The organism is Plantibacter auratus, assembly GCF_050587365.1.
Taxonomy (GTDB): domain Bacteria; phylum Actinomycetota; class Actinomycetes; order Actinomycetales; family Microbacteriaceae; genus Plantibacter; species Plantibacter auratus.
In genome coordinates, this window is record NZ_JBOBFV010000003.1 from 20,762 (window position 1) to 39,445 (window position 18,684).

Here is an 18,684-nt window from a genome sequence, read left to right on the forward strand (position 1 = left end):
CCGTCCTCGCCCCGACGGCGGCCCGATCGCCTGGGCTCCGTCGGGACGACGTCAGATGCTCGCGCCGGACGACTGGTTCCCCGCCTGGATGCCGAGGATCTTGGTCGTCGTGTCCTCGGTCACGGCCTGTTCCTTCGGCGTCCGCGGCGACCGTCGGGTACGCACCTCGACGATCTTCGCGACGCCCGAGAGAATCAGGCAGAGCACGATGTAGATCGAGCCCATCACGATGATCGAGGGGATGATCGGGCTGCCGTAGAGCGCCTGCGACCCGAACTGCTTCGCGAGGTAGAGGAGCTCCTGATAGGTGATCAGGAAGCCGAGTGCCGTGTCCTTGAGGGCGACGACGAGCTGGGCGATGATCACCGGCAGCATCGCGCGGATCGCCTGCGGGAACAGGATGAGGCGCAGGACGGCGGACTTCCGCAGGCCGATGGCGTAGGCGGCCTCGCCCTGCCCCTTCGGCAGCGACTCGATACCCGCTCGGAAGATCTCGGAGAACACCGCGCCGTTGTACAGCGTCAGCGCGATGGCGACGGCGACGAACGGCGTCACGAAGGTGAAGCCGAGGGGCGGCAGCCCGTAGTACATGAGCATCATCAGGATGAGGACCGGGACCGCCCGGAAGAACTCGATGAAGATCGTGAAGGGGACGCTGATGATCTTGTGGTCGGACAGTCGGCCGATCGCCAGCACCAGTCCGAGGACGACGCTGCAGACGGCGGCGACCGCGAACGCGGACAGGGTCGCACCCGTCGCCTGGAGGATCTGCTCCCAGACACGCGGGAAGGTGAAGAGCTTCCACTTCGAGGCGGTGAACTGTCCGGTCTCGATGAAGCGGAAGACGACGAAGGCGAGGATGCCGGCGACGACGAGCACCGTCGCCGCACCGATCCAGCGATAGCGGACGATGGCCTTCGGGCCGGGGGTGTCGAACAGGACGGAGCTCATCGCGCGATCCTCCACTTCTTCTCGAAGGCCCGTTGGGCGAGGGACAGGAGCGACACGAGCGCCACGAAGATGAGGGCGACCCACAGGAGACCGACGAGCAGCGGCTCACCGCGCTCGGACAGGTTCGCGCGGATCGCGCCCGCTTCGGCGACGGAGAAGCCGGCGGCGACCGTCGTGTTCTTGAGTAGGGCGATGAGCACGCTGAACAGCGGAGGCAGCACGGCACGGAACGCCTGCGGCAGGATGACGAGCGTCATGGTCTGTCCGAACGGCAGCCCGATCGCGCGTGCGGCCTCGGCCTGACCGATCGGCACCGTGTTGACGCCGGACCGCAGGACCTCTGCGACGTAGGTCGCGGTGTAGAGGCTCAGCCCGATGATCGCGAGCGTCGTGTAGCTCACTTCGGGGAGCCCGAGCTTCGGGTAGCCGAAGGCGAAGAAGAAGAGGATGAGGGTCAGCGGGGTGTTGCGCACCGTGTTGACGTACACGGTGCCGAAGAGGCGCATCGCCGGGACCGGCGAGACCCGCATGGCACCGACGATGGTGCCGAGGATGAGCGCGAAGAACCCCGACACCACGAAGAGCAGCAGGGTGTTGCGGAAGCCCGTGACGAAGAGGTCGAGGTTGTCGAGCAGGACGTTCATGTCGCGCACGCCTTTCGGGAGGGGGACGCCCGTGGCGGGCGCCTGGGCGGAGTCGACGGGACAGCTCCCCCGGACGGCCGCTGGTCGGCGGCCGCCCGGGGCGCTGCTTAGTAGTCGTCGACCGCCGGCTGGGTCACCTTGGTGCCGGAGGCGCCGAGGGTGGCGTCGTAGATCTTGGTCCAGGTGTCGCCACCATCGGTGAACATCGTGTTGATGAAGTGGCGGAGGGCGTCGTCACCCTTCGGCAGACCGATGCCGTACAGCTCGGTGCTGAACGGCTCGCCCACGACCTTGAGGTCGTCCGGGAACTGCGCCGCGTACCCGATCAGGATCGCCTGGTCGGTCGTGACCGCGTCGACCTTGCCGTCGTTCAGGGCCTCGACACACTGCGAGTAGGTGTCGAACTCCTCCGTCTTGGTGTCGGGGAAGTTGTCCTTGATGTTCTGGATGGGCGTGGAGCCCGTCGCCGAACACACGGTCTTGCCGGCGAGGTCGTCCTCGCCCTTGATGTCGTCGTTGTCCGCGGCGACGAGCAGGCCCTGGCCGGTCTCGAAGTACGGTCCGGCGAAGTCGATCTGCTCCTTGCGCTTGTCGGTGATCGAGTAGGTGCCGACGTAGTAGTCGATGTCACCGTTCACGATGGCCGATTCGCGGTTGGCGCTCGGGATCGCCTTGAACTCGATCTTGTCGGCGTCGAAGCCGAGCGACGCGGCGATCCAGGTGGCCATCTCGACGTCGAAGCCGGAACGCTCCCCGGTGGCCGCGTCGAGGTATCCGAGACCGGGCTGGTCCTCCTTGACACCGATGCGGACCTTGTCGGCCTTCACCATCGCGTCGTACGTGGGGCTGCCCTCGAGCTGGACGTCGGAGGCGACCTCGAAGAGTGCGCCGCCGTCGGACGCGCCGTCGGTCGATCCGGTGCCGGCGTCGCCGCCGCTGCACCCGCTGAGCGCGAGCGCTGCTGCAGCGACTCCCGCGGTGATGAACATGAGCCTCTTGCGCATGTTTTCCTTCCTTCCTTGGTGCCCGGGACGGGCCGATCGGTTGGTCAGTTCCGGGTCGCCGCGCGGGTCGCGCGATCCGGAGTCGGATGGGTCAGTGGGTGAGGAGCTTCGACAGGAAGTCCTTCGCCCACTCGGATTGCGGGTTCGTGAAGAACGACTCGGGGTCGGTGTCCTCGAGGATCTCGCCGTCGGCCATGAAGACGACGCGGTCGGCGGCCTTCCTGGCGAAGCCCATCTCGTGGGTGACGACGATCATCGTCATGCCCTCGCTGGCGAGCTGCACCATGACGTCGAGGACCTCGTTGATCATCTCGGGGTCGAGGGCCGAGGTCGGCTCGTCGAACAGCATGACCTTCGGCTTCATCGCGAGGGCGCGGGCGATCGCCACGCGCTGCTGCTGCCCGCCGGACAACTGTGCCGGCAGCTTGTCGGCCTGCACGCCGATGCCGACGCGTTCGAGCAGCACCTTCGCCGCATCGTCGGCGTCGCGCTTCTTCTGCTTGCGCACCTTGATCGGGCCGAGGGTGACGTTCTCGCGGATCGTCTTGTGCGCGAACAGGTTGAACGACTGGAACACCATGCCGACGTCGGCGCGCAGCTCGGCGAGCTGCTTGCCCTCCTCCGGCAGCTTCTTGCCGTCGATCCGGATCTCCCCCGAGCTGATCGTCTCGAGCCGGTTGATCGTCCGGCAGAGGGTCGACTTGCCGGACCCGGACGGTCCGATCACGACGACGACCTCACCCTTGTTGACGGTGAGGTTGATGTCCTTCAGGGCGTGGAACTCGCCGTAGTGCTTCTCGACGTTCTCCATGACGACGAGGGGCTCGCCGCGCCCTGCCTGGATCGGGTTGCTCGTGGTCTCGTATGCGCCGGCGGCACCATGCGAGGCTGCTGCATCGGGTTCCGTCGGGCCGGAGTTCGGGGACACTGTTGGCTCCATGTAACCCAAACTAGGTGACCGTGTGTTTCGTGCGCATGACGGAAGCGCTACGGTTACCGTTTCGTAACCTCGACGGTCGACGCCTCAGGCGCTCACGCGTGCTGCGCGAACGCGCTCTCGAAGACGCACACCGATGCCGCCGTGGCCAGGTTCATGCTCTCGGCACGGCCGTAGATCGGTACCGTAACCGCACGGTCGACGAGCTCGAGGTGCTCGTCGGTGAGTCCCCTGGCCTCGTTGCCGAACACCCATGCCGTCGGCCGCGCGAGCACACCTGCCGACCGGGCCACGAGGAGGTCCTCGCCCTTGATGTCGGCCGCGAGCGTCTGCAGTCCCGCTGCACGGGCCCGTTCCAGCACGGCGGGCAGCTCGACACCGACTGCGACGGGCAGGTGGAAGAGCGAGCCGGTCGTGGAGCGCACGACCTTCGGGTTGTAGAGGTCGACGGTCCGTCCGCTCAGGACGACGGCGTCCGCGCCGGCGGCGTCGGCGGCTCGGATGATCGTCCCGAGGTTGCCCGGATCGCGGACCTCCTCCAGGATGACGACGAGCTGCGGCTCTCCGGCGAAGATGTCCTTGATCGAGGTCGGGAACTGCTGCGCGACCGCGATGAACCCCTGCGGGGTGACGGTGTCGGCCATCGACTCGAGGACCTGCTCGGTGACGAACTCGATCTCGAGTCCTGCATCGGTAGCCGCGCCCCCGATCTCGGTGTAGCGCTCGAGGGCGGTCGGCGTCGCGTACAGCTCGAGGATCAGGTCGGGCCGGAACTGCAGGGCCTCCGAGACCGCCTGTGGTCCTTCGAGGAGGAACAGGCCGGTCTCCTGTCTCGCCGGACGCTTGGCGAGTTTGGCGACGGATCGGACACGCGGTGACCGCGGATTGTCAAGCACGCACCCATCCTATGGGTCGCGCTCCGGACAGACGAAACGGCCCGATCCCTGGTGGGATCGGGCCGTTCGAACACGTCGTCCGGGCGGACGCAGGGCTTCCGACTACGCGGAGACCTTGGGCGCCGAGGTGTCGGCGGGCAGCGCGGCCTTGGCCGACGCGACGAGGGCCGCGAAGGTGGCGGGCTCGTGCACCGCGAGGTCCGCGAGGATACGGCGGTCGACCTCGATCCCGGCGAGGCCGAGACCCTGGATGAAGCGGTTGTACGTCATGCCGTTGGCACGCGATGCCGCGTTGATGCGCTGGATCCAGAGGCGACGGAAGTCACCCTTGCGCGCACGACGGTCGCGGTACGAGTAGACGAGGGAGTGAGTGACCTGCTCCTTGGCCTTGCGGTACAGACGCGAACGCTGACCGCGGTAACCGGCGGCGCGCTCGAGGATGACGCGACGCTTCTTGTGAGCGTTGACCGCCCTTTTGACTCTTGCCATGTTCCTAGTTCCTTACGGGTAAACGGTCTAGCGACCGAGCAGCTTCTTCATGACCTTGGCGTCGGCGGGCGCCAGCACCTGGTCCTGGTTCAGGCGACGGGTGCGACGGCTGGACTTGCTCTCCAGGTTGTGTCGCATACCGGCCTGCTGCTTCATCAGCTTGCCGCTGCCGGTGACCTTGAATCGCTTCTTGGCCCCGGAGTGGGTCTTCTGCTTCGGCATGGGATTCCTCGTTTCTTATCGGTTCTCGTCGGTGGATGACTCCACCGGAGCAGCCTCGTCGGCTTCGTCGGCGTCAGCCGGACGTGCCTTGGATGCCGCACGTTGTGCGTTGGCTTCGGCTTTCGCCTCGGACTTGTTCTTGAGTGGACCGACGACCATCACCATGTTGCGACCGTCGACCATGGGGGTGGACTCGACGGTGCCCCACTCGGACACGTCCTCGGCGAACTTCTGGAGCAGGCGGACGCCCTGCTCTGGGCGGGACTGCTCGCGGCCGCGGAACTGGATCATGGCTTTCACCTTGTCACCGGCCTTGAGGAAGCCCTCGGCGCGCTTGCGCTTGGTCTCGTAGTCGTGCTGATCGATCTTGAGGCGGAACCGGACCTCTTTGAGGATCGTGTTCGCCTGGTTGCGCCGGGCCTCTTTGGCCTTCTGCGCAGCCTCGTACTTGAACTTGCCGTAGTCCATGATCTTCGCGACGGGCGGCTTGGAGTTGGGTGCGACCTCGACGAGGTCGAGATCCGCTTCCTGCGCGAGGCGAAGGGCGACCTCGATTTTGACGACGCCGACCTGTTCTCCGCCGGGACCGACGAGTCGGACCTCCGGGACGCGGATACGGTCATTGGTACGGGGATCGCTGATGCGGAGCTCCTCTGACTGGGTGGGATGCCACGCGACCAGGTCCGATACCTGCGACGCGACGAAATCGGTTCACCACACACCCGTACCCTCCGCCGGTGTTCAGAACACCTGTCGGAAGGCACCACGCCCGACGACCCGAAGCGGTGAAGCGACAGGCGGAGCGTGACAACCCGGTAACCTTGTGAAGCGGTCAAGCGCGGGTGGGAGAATCTCCTCTTTCGTACCGAGACATGTCTCGGAGCACCGCACGAGTCTAACAGAGGATCCACGTGAACAACACCACCAGCCCGTACGACCACGACGACGAGTCGGGAGGGGCCGATCAGGCCACCCGGGACATCGCCGACGTCCCCGCCGTCGAGGTCATCACCACCGCCGCCGTGCACCTCATGAGCGCCGCAGCGGTCAAGTGCGGCCTCGCGGACGCCCCCGACGCCCAGACGGACCTCGACGAAGCCCGCAAGCTCATCAACGCCCTCGCCGGTCTCATCACCGCAGGTGCCCCGGAGATCAGCGACATGCACGCCCGGTCGTTGCGCGACGGCCTGCGATCCCTGCAGCTCGCTTTCCGGGAGGCGTCCACCATCCAGGATCCCATCGGCAAGGGTCCCGGCGAGAAGTGGACCGGCCCGGTCACCTGATCGCAGCGCGGCGCTCCGCCTCGCCGATCAGTCGGCGGGGCGGAGCGACACCGCGAGCGAGTCGACGCGCGTCGCGATGACCTCGTCCGCGGCCCAGCGCTGAGCCAGCCGCGCGAGCACTGCGTCGAGCTCCTGCTGGGTCAGTCCCTGCAGCAGGCCGAGCTCGACCACGAGCTCGGATCCGGCGAGCTTCGCCTCAGGATCTCCGGCTCGCAGGCGCACACTCACGACCGCGAGCTCCTGCTCGATCGACCGCTCGAACGCGTCGCGCACCAGCGGGTCCGCGAAGCTGGGCGTCCACGGCTGCGACTGCGCGATCGCCCACAGCGCGGGGCGGCGTACGGCGAACTCGGTGCTCGACGTCGGATCGAGGACCACGACGTCCGTCTGCTCGCTCGCGGCCGCCAGTGCGACCCGGACGCCGTCGGCCGGGATCGGCCTCGCCGTCCGGTTCCACGCGGACATCGCCTGCACCGAGCTGAACACCGGGAGCACGGTGCGGCCGTCCGGACCGGTCACCGTCACGATGGACAGCTCCTGCGACTTGTCGACCAACTGGCCGTGCTCGTTCTCGCCGGCCTCACCGAGGTGGGCCACGAGCGGGATGAGCAGGCGGGAGTCCCGGAAGGCGTCGACGACCTCGGCCTCGCCGACCTCGCCGGCCCGGAAGCGTCGGAGGGACTCGATCAGCCGCTCGGGCGCACTGCCGTCGTCACCGGAACTCGCGTTCGGCTGGAAGCTCCGACCGGCCCAGGGCTGGCCGGCCGAATCGGCACCACCCATCGCACGGTGGGCATGCCCGCCCGACGGACCGTGCCAGTCGGGCGCGGAGGATTCGTCAGCGGCCCGAGACATCCAGCGCCTCGGCCAGGGTGAACGCGCCGTTGTAGAGCGCCTTCCCGATGATGGCGCCCTCGAGCCCCAGGGGGACCAGCTCGCGCAGCGCGACCAGGTCGTCGAGGCTCGAGATGCCGCCGGAGGCCACCACCGGCCGCTCCGTGCGCTCGAGCACCTGTCGGAGCAGTTCGATGTTCGGCCCCTGCATCGTGCCGTCCTTCGTGACGTCCGTCACGACGTAGCGTGCGCAGCCCGCCTCCTCGAGACGGTCGAGGACCGTCCACAGGTCGCCGGCGTCCTGCGTCCAGCCGCGAGCGGCGAGCGTCGTGCCACGGACGTCGAGGCCGACCGCGATCGCCTCGCCGTACTGGGCGATGACACTCGCGGCCCACTCGGGGTTCTCGAGCGCCGCGGTCCCGAGGTTGACGCGTGCGACGCCCGTCTCGAGCGCCTGCTCGAGGGAGGCGTCGTCGCGGATGCCGCCCGACAGCTCGATGTTGACGCCGCGCGCCTTCGAGATGACCTTGCGGATGATCGACCGGTTGTCGCCACGGCCGAACGCGGCGTCGAGATCGACGAGGTGGATCCACTCCGCCCCCTGACGGGCCCAGTCCAGGGCCGCGTCCACGGGCTCACCGTAGTTCGTCTCCGAACCGGCCTCGCCGCGCGTCAACCGGACGGCCTTCCCGTCCACGATGTCGATCGCGGGGAGCAGCGTCAGTCCGGCCGTCGTGTTGAACTCGTTCATGATCCACCGTCTCTTCGGGAGCTGCGAGCCCCTCGGTTCCCGGCGCACAGCATGCCTCGTGGCACAAGCACCTGATCCTAGTCGGCTACAGGGTGCCGAGCCAGTTGGACAGCAGACGGATACCGGCGTCGCCCGACTTCTCCGGGTGGAACTGCGTCGCCGACAGCGGACCGTTCTCGACGGCCGCGAGGAACGGCACCCCGTGGGTCGCCCAGGTGAGGCGCGGCTCTGGGAACGGCGGCATGACCTCGAGGGTCCACTGCTGTGCGGCATAGGAGTGGACGAAGTAGAAGCGTTCGTCGGCGAGGCCGTCGAAGAGCACGGACCCTGCGTCCGGCGACACCGTGTTCCAGCCCATGTGCGGCAGGACGGGCGCCTGGAGTTCTGTGACCGCTCCGGGCCACTCCCCCAGGCCGTCGGCCTCGGAACCACGCTCCAAGCCGCGCTCGAACATGACCTGCATCCCCACGCAGATGCCGAGGACGGGACGGCCTCCCGCGAGACGACGGTCGATGACCTCGTCGCCGTGGGAAGAACGGAGGGCGCCGATCACCGCATCGAAGGCGCCGACCCCTGGCACCACGAGACCGTCGGCGGCCTGGGCGGCCTGGCGATCACCCGTCAGCACGACGTCGGCGCCGGCGAGCTCGAGGGCCTTGACCGCGGAGTGCACGTTGCCGGAGCCGTAGTCGAGGACGACCACCGACGGGCGTGCGCTCACAGCGCGCCCTTCGTCGACGGGATGCCCTGGACCAGGGGGTCGAACGCCTTCGCCTGCCGGAAGGCCCGCGCGAACGCCTTGAACTCCGCTTCGGCGATGTGGTGCGGATCGCGACCGCCGAGGACGTTCACGTGCACGGTGAGGCCCGCGTTGAAGGTGACCGCCTCGAAGACGTGACGCACCATCGAACCCGTGAAGTGCCCGCCGATGAGGTGGAACTCGAATCCGGCCGGTTCCCCGCCGTGCACGAGGTACGGACGACCGGAGATGTCGACCACGGCCTGCACGAGGGCCTCGTCGAGCGGGACCAGCGCGTCCCCGTATCGCGAGATGCCGGCCTTGTCGCCGAGCGCCTGACGGATCGCCTGGCCCAGGACGATACCGACGTCCTCGACCGTGTGGTGGACGTCGATGTCGACATCGCCCGTCGCACGGACGGTCAGGTCGGTCAGCGAGTGCTTCGCGAAGGCCGTGAGCAGGTGGTTGTAGAACGGGACGGAGGTCTCGATGCTGCTCGTGCCGGTGCCGTCGAGGTTCAACTCCAGCTCGATGCTGGACTCGCTCGTCGCGCGCTGGATCCGGGCCGTGCGCTGCTGGGTGGTCATGGGATCCAGTGTATCGAGCGCACCGCCGCTGCACGCCGCGTGTCAACGGGTGGGCATCGTCGCGTCATGCGGCTGCACCAGGCCGTGCCGACGCCTATCGTTGAGAGGTCATGACTTCCACACCCAGCATCGCCCCGGCCGTCCCACTCGACGCGACGGAGATCGCCGCTCTCCGTGAACGGTTCCCGATCCTCGCCCGGGAGATGAACGGACACCCGCTCGTCTATCTGGACTCCGGAGCCACTTCGCAACGCCCGATCGAGGTCATCGACGCGGAGCGTGACTACGCGACGCACCAGAACGCCGCCGTCCACCGTGGCGCCCACCTCCTGGCCGCCGAGGCGACGGAGCTCTTCGAGGGCGCTCGCGCCAGGGTCGCCGCGTTCATCGGTGCCGACGAGCGGGAACTCGTCTGGACCTCCGGCGCGACCGCAGCCCTCAACCTCATCGCCGGGGCCATCGGGAATGCGAGCGCCGGCCTCGGTGGTGCTGCCGCCGAGCGGTTCCGACTCGGTCCAGGCGACGAGATCGTCGTGACGGAACTCGAACACCACGCGAACCTCATCCCCTGGCAGCAACTCGCCGCACGTACCGGTGCGACCCTCCGTCACCTCCCAGTCGACGACCACGGCGTGCTGCGCTTGGACGCCGTGGACGACATCATCGGCGAACGCACGCGCATCATCGCCTTCGCGCACGTGTCCAACGTCACCGGGGCGATCGCGCCGGTCTCCGAGCTCGTCGCCCTCGCCGAACGCGTCGGCGCGCTGACCGTGCTCGACGCCTGCCAGTCCGTGCCGCACCTGCCCGTCGACGTCGCGTCCCTCGGCGTCGACTTCCTCGTGTTCTCCGGCCACAAGATGCTCGGTCCGAACGGCATCGGGGCCCTGTGGGGTCGCCGCCGGCTGCTCGACGCCCTTCCCCCCTTCCTCACCGGCGGGTCGATGATCACGACCGTCACACTCGACGGCGCCGACTTCCTGCCCGCTCCGCAACGGTTCGAGGCCGGGACCCAGCCGGTGTCGCAGGCGATCGCCCTCGCGAGCGCCGTCCGGTTCCTGCAAGCGGTCGGCATGGACCGTGTCCACGCCACCGAGGCGGCCTACGGACAGCGTCTCGCGGCCGGACTCGCTGCCATCCCCGGCGTCACGCTCATCGGGCCGCCACCCGGGACGCCTCGCGCCGGGCTGGCGAGCTTCGACCTCGCCGGTGTGCACGCCCACGACGTGGGTCAGTTCTTCGACGACCGGGGCATCGCGGTCCGCGTCGGTCACCATTGCGCGCAACCACTCCACCGCCGGTTGGGACTCACCGCGTCCACCCGCGCCAGCAGCTACCTCTACACGACGGAGGCCGAGATCGACGCCTTCCTCCACGCGGCCACCCTGGTCGGTCCGTTCTTCGGGGTGTCCCGATGAGCGGCCTGGAGAGCCTCTACCAGGAGCTCATCCTCGACCACGCCCGCCAGCGCCACGGCTTCGGGTTGCGGGACGCGCCCGCCGCCGAGTCGCACCAGCTCAACCCCACCTGCGGCGACGAGGTCACCCTGCAGCTCCATCCCGGGCCCGACGGTCGTCTCGCACCGATCGCCTGGGAGGGGCACGGCTGCTCGATCTCGCAGGCGTCGAGCTCCTGCCTGAGCGACCTCGCGGCAGGCCTCACACCGGCCGAGCTCCAGGCCCTGGTCGACGAGTTCCGGACGGTCATCCGCTCGCGGGGCACGCTCGAGTTCGACGAAGAACGGTTCGGAGACGCCGCGGCGTTCAGTGGTGTCTCGCGCTACATCGCCCGCGTGAAGTGCGCCATGCTCCCCTGGGTCGCCGCCGAGGAGGCCATCTCCCGCCTGCCGTGAGCAGGCGCCCCACCCCCGCCCGGCTGAGGGCTGGTCAGGCGGGGCTGATCGCCGCGAGGGCCTCGAGGAACGCGGTCGTCTCCGCTTCGGTGCCCGCGGTCACGCGCAGGTGGTTCGGGATACCCACGTCACGGATGAGGATCCCCAGCGCCAAGAGCGACTCGAACGCCGCGTGCGGATCGGCGACGCCGCCGAACAGGACGAAGTTGGATCCGCTCCGCTTCGGGTCGTAGCCGAGACGCCCGAGCTCGACGACGAGGCGATCGCGCTGCGTCCGGATGTCGTCGACCATCGCCAGCATCTCGTCGGCGTGCCGGAGCGCGGCGGTCGCGGCCGCCTGCGTCAGGGCGCTCAGGTGGTACGGGAGCCGGACGAGTCTCAGCGCGTCGACGACCGCGGGGTCGGCCGCAAGATACCCGAGACGGACCCCGGCGAAGGCGAAGGCCTTGCTCATCGTCCTGGAGACAATCAAGCGCGGACGCCCCTCCAACAGCGTGAGCGCGCTCGCCTCGTCGTCGGGAGCGAACTCCGCATACGCTTCGTCGACGATCACCATGCCCCGCGACGCCTCGTACACCGCGGTGACGGTCTCGAGCGACAACGGTGTTCCGGTGGGGTTGTTGGGCGAGCAGAGGAACACGAGGTCGGGATCCGCCTCGGCCACCTGACGCGCGGCGGTCTCGGGCGAGAGCTCGAACTCGGCGTCACGCGTCGCAGGGATCCACCTGGTGCCGACACCGGCGGCCAGGAGCGGATACATCGAGTACGTCGGCGTGAACCCGAGGAGCGATCGCCCGGGACCACCGAAGGCCTGCAGGATGTGCTGGAGCACCTCGTTCGACCCGTTCCCCGCCCAGATCTGCTCCGGGACCACCCCGTGACCCAGGTATCCCGCCAGCGCCTCCCGGAGTTCCGTGAACTCGCGATCGGGGTACCGGTTCACCGTGAGGACCGCGGAGGCGAGCGAGGCGACGATGTCGTGCGCGACCGCCTCGGGGATCGGGTGCGTGTTCTCGTTCACGTTGAGCGCCACCGGCACCAGGGCCTGGGGAGCGCCGTACGGGCGCTGTCCTCGGAGGTCGTCGCGGATGGGGAGGTCGTCGAGAGCGGTCACTCCACAATGCTAGCCACTCCGACCGGCGCACTCACTCCGCCTGATGCTCCCGACGAAGGACCTCGTGCCGGGGGCTCGCCGGGTTCAACAGCGAGTGGCGTCGCCCGTAGGCGAAGTACACGATGAGACCGACCACGAGCCAGACCCCGAACCGCAGCCAGGTCTCCCAGTGCAACTGCAGGATCAGGAAGCCGGACGCCAGGACGCCGAACGCCGGGACGAACGGCATCAACGGCAACCGGAAGGAGCGGGGTTCGTCCGGCTTCGTGTACCGGAACACGATCACCGACACGCAGACCACGATGAAGGCGGCCAGGATGCCGATGTTCGTGAGGTCGGCGACCTGCTTGATCGGGAACACCCCGGCGAAGACGGCTGCCGCGCCGCCGGCGATCCAGGTCACCCGCTGCGGCACACCTCGCCGATCCGTGCGCGAGAACCACCGCGGAAGGAGACCGTCGCGACTCATCGAGAACCAGACGCGGGTGACGCCCAACAGGAACGTCAGCATCACGGTGAGGATCGACAGGACGGCGAACACGGAGATGATCGTCGCCACCACGGGCAGGCCGACGCTCTGGAACGCCGATGCGAACCCGGCGGTGGGGTCGATGTCGGTGTAGTTCTGCATGCCGGTCAGCACGAGGGTGGCCGCGACGTACAGGAGCATGGCGATGATGAGGGAGAGGATGATCGCCTTCGGCATGTGCTTCTTGCCGTCCTTCGCCTCCTCGGCCGCCGTACTCATCGCGTCGTATCCGAAGACCGCGAAGAAGACCGTCGCGGCACCGGCGAACACCGGCCCGAACCCGCTGGGGAGGAACGGGTCGTAGTTCTCGCCGTCGATGTAGAAGACACCGAGGCCGATGATGAACAGGATGAGCAGGACCTTGATCCCGACCGCGACGAGCTCGAATCGACCGAAGGCCTTCGTCCCGCGGCTCAGGATGAAGGTCACGAGGAGACAGACGAAGATGGCGGGGAGATTGACGAGGCCGCCCTTCCCCTCGTCGGCGGTCGAGGTCATCCAGGCCGGCATGTGGATCCCGATGCCGGACAGGAAGGCGTCGAAGTAGCCGGAGATCCCGATCGCGACCACCGCGACGATCGCGATGTACTCGAGCAACAGGTCCCAGCCGATGAACCAGCCGATGATCTCGCCGAGCGCCACATACCCGTAGGTGTAGGCGGACCCGGCTCTCGGGATCATGCCGGCGAACTCCGCGTACGACAAGGCTGCGGCCGCGGAGGCGAGGCCCGCGATCAGGAACGAGAAGAGGACGGCCGGCCCCACAGCGGGCGAGGTCTCGCTCCCATGAGCGACGAGTCCGGCAAGTGAGAAGATCCCCACCCCGATGATGCCGCCGACCCCGATGGCCGTGAGTTGCCAGAGCCCGAGGCTCTTGAACAGCTTCGAACCGGAGGTCTCATCCTCGATCTCCGCGATCGGCTTCTTCCGGAGCAGCGAGCGGCTCCGATCGTCTGTACTCATGCTTGCCTCCGACGATGCTGCGGGCGTCGTTGCACCGCGCCATCGACGATAGCTGAGAACCAGTGCGGAGTGACCCGCCGATTGTCGGCCTACTCGGCCGCGTACCGCTGCGGGATCGCCAGGCGCTGCCCGGGCTCGACACCGGCGGTGCTGAGCTGGTTGAGGTTCATGATCTCGGCGATGACGTCGCGCGGGTCGGCGTCGGGTGCGATGGACTCGGCCAGCTGCCAGAGCGACTCGCCCGGGTCGACCGTGATGTACGTGAACGTGGCTCCCGCCGCCGCCGTGTTGGCCGCGGCACCGCCTGCGGAGAGTCCGACGACCGCGACACCGATGACCAGCGGGATGGCGGCGAGCGTGGTGAAGACGACGCGACCGCGCTTCGTCAGGCGGAGTCGGCGTGTGGACGGTGCGTCTGACGTCGGTACCTGCGCCGTCCGTGCGGGAAGCGCCCGGTGGGACCCGATCAGTGCTGCGCTCATGTCAACCCTCCAAGAGTGTGCTCATCGTGTGATGAGGACTCGTACCCGACACTCGACCAGGAGTGCCGGATACGAACCTGTGTTCCGAATATATCTTCGATTGTTCGAATACTCAACCCTGTCTTCGTACCTGCGACGCGCGGGATCGGCGACACGCTCGAACAGATGTTTGTCTGGACGAGCTGGTGCGGATACAGTTTCGAGTGTTGGAAGCAGTACACCACCACCCACCGACATCGGTCACCGACAGCCGATCAGGGCAGGAGCGAAGATGGCAGCGAACACGGCGGGCGACGGAGCCCGGGAGCGCCAGATCGGCGGCACCCGGCGACGGAAGAGCCTGAGCGACAAGCAGCTTGCGATCCTCGACGTCATCCAGCGCTCGGTCTCGCAGCGCGGATATCCGCCGAGCATGCGCGAGATCGGTGACGCCGTCGGGCTCGCCTCACTGTCGAGTGTCACCCACCAACTCGGGCAGCTCGAACTCAGCGGATACCTCCGACGCGATCCCAACCGTCCCCGCGCCATCGAGGTGCTCATCGACCTGCCGAGCGCCGTCGAGGGCAGCGATCCCGACTCCGCTCCCCCGGTCGGCGACGCCGCCATGGTCCCGCTCGTCGGTCGCATCGCCGCCGGCATCCCGATCACGGCCGAGCAGCAGGTCGAGGAGATCTTCCCCCTGCCCCGCCAGCTGGTCGGCAAGGGCAGTCTGTTCATGCTGAAGGTCGTCGGCGACTCGATGGTCGACGCCGCGATCTGCGACGGCGACTGGGTCGTCATCCGCGAGCAGAAGACCGCTGAGAACGGCGAGATCGTCGCGGCGATGCTCGACGAGGAGGCGACCGTGAAGGTGTTCCGCCAGCGCGACGGTCACACCTGGCTGCTCCCCCGGAACTCGGCCTTCGAACCGATCCTCGGCGACCACGCCGAAGTCCTCGGCAAGGTCGTCGCCGTGCTCCGGACGGTCTGACCGACCGGACCATTCCGCGACACCGACGAGGGCCGCGACGATCCGTGGATCGTCCCGGCCCTCGTCCGTGCAGGCCCCTCGACGTCAGCCGGTCGCACCGACCCGTGCGCGGACCGCACGCGTCGCCTCGACGATGTTGGCGAGGGAGGCGACCGTCTCCTCGTACCCTCGCGTCTTGAGTCCGCAGTCCGGGTTCACCCAGACCTGGCGCTGCGGGATCCCCTCCAGCGCGATCTCGAGCAGCGCGGTCACCTCCGCGACGCTCGGCACCCGAGGCGAGTGGATGTCGTACACGCCCGGGCCGATGCCGTGGTCGAAACCACTCGCCCGGATGTCGGACACGACCTCCATCCGAGACCGTGCCGCCTCGATGCTCGTCACGTCGGCGTCCAAGCGTCGGATCGCGTCGATCACCACGCCGAACTCGGAGTAGCAGAGGTGGGTGTGGATCTGCGTCTCGGCCCGCACGCCCGCGGTCGCCAGCCGGAAGGAGCCCACCGACCAGTCGAGGTACCGCCCCTGGTCGGCCCGCCGGAGCGGGAGCAGTTCGCGGAGTGCGGGTTCGTCGACCTGGATGATGCGGATGCCGGCCCGCTCCAGGTCGGCGATCTCGTCGCGGAGGGCGAGGGCGACCTGGTTCGCCGTCTCGGCGAGCGGTTGGTCGTCGCGCACGAACGACCACGCGAGGATCGTCACCGGGCCCGTGAGCATGCCCTTCACCGGCTTGGTGGTCAACGACTGCGTGTAGGACGACCACTCGACCGTGATCGGCGCCGGCCGCGAGACGTCACCCCACAGGATCGACGGACGGGTGCATCGCGAACCATAGGACTGCACCCACCCGTGCTCCGTCACGGCGAACCCGTCGAGGTGCTCGGCGAAGTACTGGACCATGTCGTTGCGCTCGGGCTCACCGTGGACGACGACGTCGATCCCGAGGTCCTCCTGCAGCGCCACGACGCGCCCGATCTCCGCGCGCATCGTCTCGACGTAGGCCTCCTCGTCGAGCGTTCCGGCGACCCGCTGCGCGCGGGCGCGACGGATGTCGCCGGTCTGCGGGAAGGAACCGATCGTCGTCGTCGGGAGGAACGGCAGGCCGAGCGCCTGCTCCTGCGCCGTGGCGCGCTCCTGGTAGTCGTCTCGGGTGAAGTCCGCTGGTGCGAGCGCTGCCGTCCGTGCGCGGATGGCGGCATCGACGACCCCGGGCGCGGCGAGCCGATCGTCGAGCGCGGACGACGCTGCGGTGAGCTCGGCCGCGATGGCCGCGCGCCCTTGGGTGAGACCGCGTGCGAGGACCGCGATCTGATCCACCTTCTGGTCGGCGAAGGCGAGCCAGCTCCGGAGACGCTGGTCGAGCTTCGTCTCCACCGACACGTCGTGCGGGACGTGCAGGAGCGACGTCGAGGTGGATACCGCGAGCTGCGGGAAGCGCTCCCCCGCGCGGGCCAGGAGATCGGCCGCGGCCGCCAGGTCGCCACGCCACACGTTGTGGCCGTCGATCACTCCCGCGACGACGGTCTTCGTGGCGAGTCCGGGAGACGAGTCCGGCAGGCCTCCTCGGACGAGGTCGACACCGACAGCCTCGACCCCCGAGTCGGCCAGCACCGGGAGGGCGTCGCCCAAGGCGCCGTAGGGAGCCGCGACGAAGATCGACGGACGGTCGGAGACGGCGGACAGGACGGCCGTCGATCGTTCGAGCGCCGCGAGGACCGTCGACCTCGGCACGTCGAACGTCTCCGAAACGAGTGCGGGTTCGTCGAGCTGCACCCAGGGCGCGCCGGCAGCGGCGAGGCGCTGGAGGAGTTCCGCGTAGACGGGCAGCAACGCCTCCAGTCGATCGATCGGGGCGAATCCCGCTGAGGCCCCCTCGGCCGCCTTGGACAGCAGCAGGAACGTCACGGGGCCCACGATGACCGGCCGCGTCACGTACCCCTCGGCGAGGCCCTCGCGGAACTGCTCGACCACTCGGTCGTCGGAGAGCGCGAACGGCGTCGACTCGCCGATCTCCGGGACGAGGTAGTGGTAGTTCGAGTCGAACCACTTCGTCATCTCGAGCGGGGCGAGGTCGCCGGCGCCACGAGCGATCGTGAACGCCCCGGCGAGGTCGACCCGACCGTCGGCCCCGACGAGCGACGAGAAGCGCTCCGGGACGGCGCCGACGGTGAGCGCGGCGTCCAGGACCTGGTCGTAGAACGAGAAGCTCTCGGGGATCGCGGCGTTCGTCGGGTCGAGGCCGAGCCCCGCGAGGCGGGCACGCGTGGCGGCGCGCAGCTCGGAGGCCGTCCGCTCGAGCGCCTCGGCGTCGATCCGGCCGGCCCAGAAGGACTCGACGGCGCGCTTCAACTCCCGGTTCGGCCCGATGCGCGGGTAGCCGAGGATGGTGCCGACGGGGAATGCGGAGGTGGGGTTCATCGTGCGTCCTTGCTGGTGAGTGGATCGGGGATGGGATGACGGACCGGTCGGCCGCCTTGCACGGGGATGCCGGCACGGTGCAACACGTCGAGCACCGTCCGATGCTGGTTGAAGGCGTAGAGGTGGACGCCCGGCGCGCCGCCCGCGACGACGTCGCGGATGAGCCTCGCGGAGTAGTCGGTGCCGATGTCGATCCGTCCCGCTTCGTCCGGCTCGACCTCGAGCGCGATCGCCAGGTCGCTCGGGAGCGCCTCGCCGCTGAGCTCGAGCACTCGACGCAACCGCGCCGGACTCGTGATGGGCATCACGCCCGGCAGGATGGGCATGGTGACGCCGTGACGTCTCGCGCGTTCGGCGAAGGCGAGGTAGTCGTCGGCGTGGAAGAAGAGCTGGGTGATGGCGAGCGTCGCCCCCGCCGCCTGCTTGGCCAACAGGGTGTCGAGGTCCTGCGTCGTCGACCGCGAGCGCGGGTGTCCGTTGGGGAACGCGGCGACCGCGATCCGCGGCCGATGGCGTCGCCCGAGCTGCACCGCGCCCGGGAGGCCGCCCAGCGACCCCTCGGCGTAGGGCTCGTGCTCGGCACTGACCCGGCCGATGAGCTGCACGAGTTCTGCAGCACTCCCCAGATCTCCGAGGAAGGCGTCGCCCTCGACGGCTCCGGCAGGCGGGTCGCCGCGGAGCGCGAGGAAACTGTGCACCCCGGCATCGAGGAAGTCCTTGATGAGTCGGCTGGCCCGCGCGTGCGTCGAACCGACGCAGGTGAGATGGGCCATCGGGTCCACCGAGGTCGACGTCCGGATGCTCCGCAGCACGTCCAGGCTCGCCGTTCGCGAGGAACCACCGGCGCCGAAGGTGACCGAGATGAACTCCGGGCCGGCGGCGGCCAGGTGCTCGACCGTCCGTGCGAGCGCGACGCCGCCGTCGAGCGTCTTGGGCGGGTACAGCTCGAACGAGAAGGGGGTGCGCCCAGGACAGGCGGGCTCCGTCGTGATCATGAGGTCTCGTCTCGGTGGCAGCGGAACGAG

21 protein-coding genes are annotated in these 18,684 nt (G+C 68.7%); 4 read left to right on the forward strand and 17 right to left on the reverse strand.

The window, feature by feature from the left end:
- Positions 1-51: 51 nt before the first annotated feature.
- From ACQ3HE_RS13050 to infC, 8 genes are all read right to left on the reverse strand, one after another.
- Entirely contained in the window at positions 52-951 is a 900-nt protein-coding gene (locus tag ACQ3HE_RS13050; RefSeq protein WP_138944586.1) for an amino acid ABC transporter permease, read from the reverse strand.
- The gene (locus ACQ3HE_RS13055) at positions 948-1,595 is read right to left on the reverse strand and encodes an amino acid ABC transporter permease (protein ID WP_124769498.1); all 648 of its coding nucleotides are present in this window, start codon (positions 1,593-1,595) and stop codon (positions 948-950) included. The genes ACQ3HE_RS13050 and ACQ3HE_RS13055 overlap by 4 nt, the downstream gene beginning before the upstream one ends.
- 107 nt (positions 1,596-1,702) lie before the next feature.
- On the reverse strand, positions 1,703-2,599 hold the full coding sequence (locus ACQ3HE_RS13060; protein WP_079707066.1) for a glutamate ABC transporter substrate-binding protein: 897 nt from the start codon (positions 2,597-2,599) through the stop codon (positions 1,703-1,705).
- A gap of 91 nt (positions 2,600-2,690) precedes the next feature.
- Positions 2,691-3,410, reverse strand: coding sequence for an amino acid ABC transporter ATP-binding protein (locus ACQ3HE_RS13065; RefSeq protein ID WP_430893303.1), 720 nt, complete (start codon positions 3,408-3,410; stop codon positions 2,691-2,693).
- Between the two features lie 221 nt (positions 3,411-3,631).
- The gene (locus tag ACQ3HE_RS13070) at positions 3,632-4,432 is read right to left on the reverse strand and encodes a TrmH family RNA methyltransferase (RefSeq protein WP_430893103.1); all 801 of its coding nucleotides are present in this window, start codon (positions 4,430-4,432) and stop codon (positions 3,632-3,634) included.
- Positions 4,433-4,534: 102 nt separating this feature from the next.
- Positions 4,535-4,921, reverse strand: a complete 387-nt coding sequence (gene rplT / locus ACQ3HE_RS13075) for a 50S ribosomal protein L20 (RefSeq protein WP_064294422.1) — start codon at positions 4,919-4,921, stop codon at positions 4,535-4,537.
- 27 nt (positions 4,922-4,948) lie between these two features.
- Complete coding sequence (gene rpmI / locus ACQ3HE_RS13080) at positions 4,949-5,143, reverse strand: 50S ribosomal protein L35 (protein WP_056012069.1); 195 nt, start codon at positions 5,141-5,143, stop codon at positions 4,949-4,951.
- A 15-nt stretch (positions 5,144-5,158) separates the two neighbouring features.
- Entirely contained in the window at positions 5,159-5,824 is a 666-nt protein-coding gene (infC, locus tag ACQ3HE_RS13085; RefSeq protein WP_199862229.1) for a translation initiation factor IF-3, read from the reverse strand.
- Positions 5,825-6,054: 230 nt separating this feature from the next.
- On the opposite strand from infC, the gene ACQ3HE_RS13090 reads away from it, so the two are divergent.
- Complete coding sequence (locus ACQ3HE_RS13090; RefSeq protein WP_056012072.1) at positions 6,055-6,426, forward strand: DUF1844 domain-containing protein; 372 nt, start codon at positions 6,055-6,057, stop codon at positions 6,424-6,426.
- 27 nt (positions 6,427-6,453) lie between these two features.
- Here ACQ3HE_RS13090 and ACQ3HE_RS13095 read toward each other — a convergent pair whose 3' ends face one another.
- From ACQ3HE_RS13095 to hisB, 4 genes are all read right to left on the reverse strand, one after another.
- Positions 6,454-7,281, reverse strand: a complete 828-nt coding sequence (locus ACQ3HE_RS13095; RefSeq protein WP_430893104.1) for an SseB family protein — start codon at positions 7,279-7,281, stop codon at positions 6,454-6,456.
- Positions 7,265-8,011, reverse strand: a complete 747-nt coding sequence (priA, locus tag ACQ3HE_RS13100) for a bifunctional 1-(5-phosphoribosyl)-5-((5-phosphoribosylamino)methylideneamino)imidazole-4-carboxamide isomerase/phosphoribosylanthranilate isomerase PriA (RefSeq protein ID WP_079707068.1) — start codon at positions 8,009-8,011, stop codon at positions 7,265-7,267. The genes ACQ3HE_RS13095 and priA overlap by 17 nt, the downstream gene beginning before the upstream one ends.
- 85 nt (positions 8,012-8,096) lie before the next feature.
- On the reverse strand, positions 8,097-8,732 hold the full coding sequence (hisH, locus tag ACQ3HE_RS13105) for an imidazole glycerol phosphate synthase subunit HisH (RefSeq protein ID WP_079707069.1): 636 nt from the start codon (positions 8,730-8,732) through the stop codon (positions 8,097-8,099).
- Positions 8,729-9,337: an imidazoleglycerol-phosphate dehydratase HisB gene (hisB, locus tag ACQ3HE_RS13110; protein WP_430893105.1), complete on the reverse strand. Its 609-nt coding sequence runs from the start codon at positions 9,335-9,337 to the stop codon at positions 8,729-8,731. The genes hisH and hisB overlap by 4 nt, the downstream gene beginning before the upstream one ends.
- Positions 9,338-9,447: 110 nt before the next feature.
- On the opposite strand from hisB, the gene ACQ3HE_RS13115 reads away from it, so the two are divergent.
- Positions 9,448-10,755 carry a SufS family cysteine desulfurase gene (locus tag ACQ3HE_RS13115; protein WP_430893106.1) on the forward strand — a complete coding sequence of 436 codons (1,308 nt, stop codon included), beginning with the start codon at positions 9,448-9,450 and terminating at the stop codon, positions 10,753-10,755.
- Entirely contained in the window at positions 10,752-11,189 is a 438-nt protein-coding gene (gene sufU / locus ACQ3HE_RS13120) for a Fe-S cluster assembly sulfur transfer protein SufU (protein ID WP_191941341.1), read from the forward strand. The genes ACQ3HE_RS13115 and sufU overlap by 4 nt, the downstream gene beginning before the upstream one ends.
- Before the next feature lie 34 nt (positions 11,190-11,223).
- Here sufU and ACQ3HE_RS13125 read toward each other — a convergent pair whose 3' ends face one another.
- The 3 genes from ACQ3HE_RS13125 to ACQ3HE_RS13135 form a co-directional block, all read right to left on the reverse strand.
- Entirely contained in the window at positions 11,224-12,303 is a 1,080-nt protein-coding gene (locus ACQ3HE_RS13125; RefSeq protein ID WP_430893107.1) for a histidinol-phosphate transaminase, read from the reverse strand.
- Positions 12,304-12,334: 31 nt separating this feature from the next.
- The gene (locus ACQ3HE_RS13130; protein ID WP_124769503.1) at positions 12,335-13,795 is read right to left on the reverse strand and encodes an amino acid permease; all 1,461 of its coding nucleotides are present in this window, start codon (positions 13,793-13,795) and stop codon (positions 12,335-12,337) included.
- A gap of 89 nt (positions 13,796-13,884) precedes the next feature.
- Positions 13,885-14,277 (reverse strand): LysM peptidoglycan-binding domain-containing protein, encoded by a 393-nt coding sequence (locus ACQ3HE_RS13135; RefSeq protein ID WP_079002676.1) that lies wholly within the window; start codon positions 14,275-14,277, stop codon positions 13,885-13,887.
- A gap of 271 nt (positions 14,278-14,548) precedes the next feature.
- Here ACQ3HE_RS13135 and lexA point away from each other — a divergent pair, with 271 nt between their 5' ends.
- Positions 14,549-15,247, forward strand: a complete 699-nt coding sequence (gene lexA / locus ACQ3HE_RS13140) for a transcriptional repressor LexA (protein WP_071262299.1) — start codon at positions 14,549-14,551, stop codon at positions 15,245-15,247.
- Between the two features lie 84 nt (positions 15,248-15,331).
- On the opposite strand, the gene metE is transcribed toward lexA, so the two are convergent.
- Complete coding sequence (gene metE / locus ACQ3HE_RS13145; RefSeq protein WP_430893108.1) at positions 15,332-17,659, reverse strand: 5-methyltetrahydropteroyltriglutamate--homocysteine S-methyltransferase; 2,328 nt, start codon at positions 17,657-17,659, stop codon at positions 15,332-15,334.
- Entirely contained in the window at positions 17,656-18,654 is a 999-nt protein-coding gene (locus ACQ3HE_RS13150) for a methylenetetrahydrofolate reductase (RefSeq protein WP_430893109.1), read from the reverse strand. The genes metE and ACQ3HE_RS13150 overlap by 4 nt, the downstream gene beginning before the upstream one ends.
- Between the last annotated feature and the right edge of the window lie 30 nt (positions 18,655-18,684).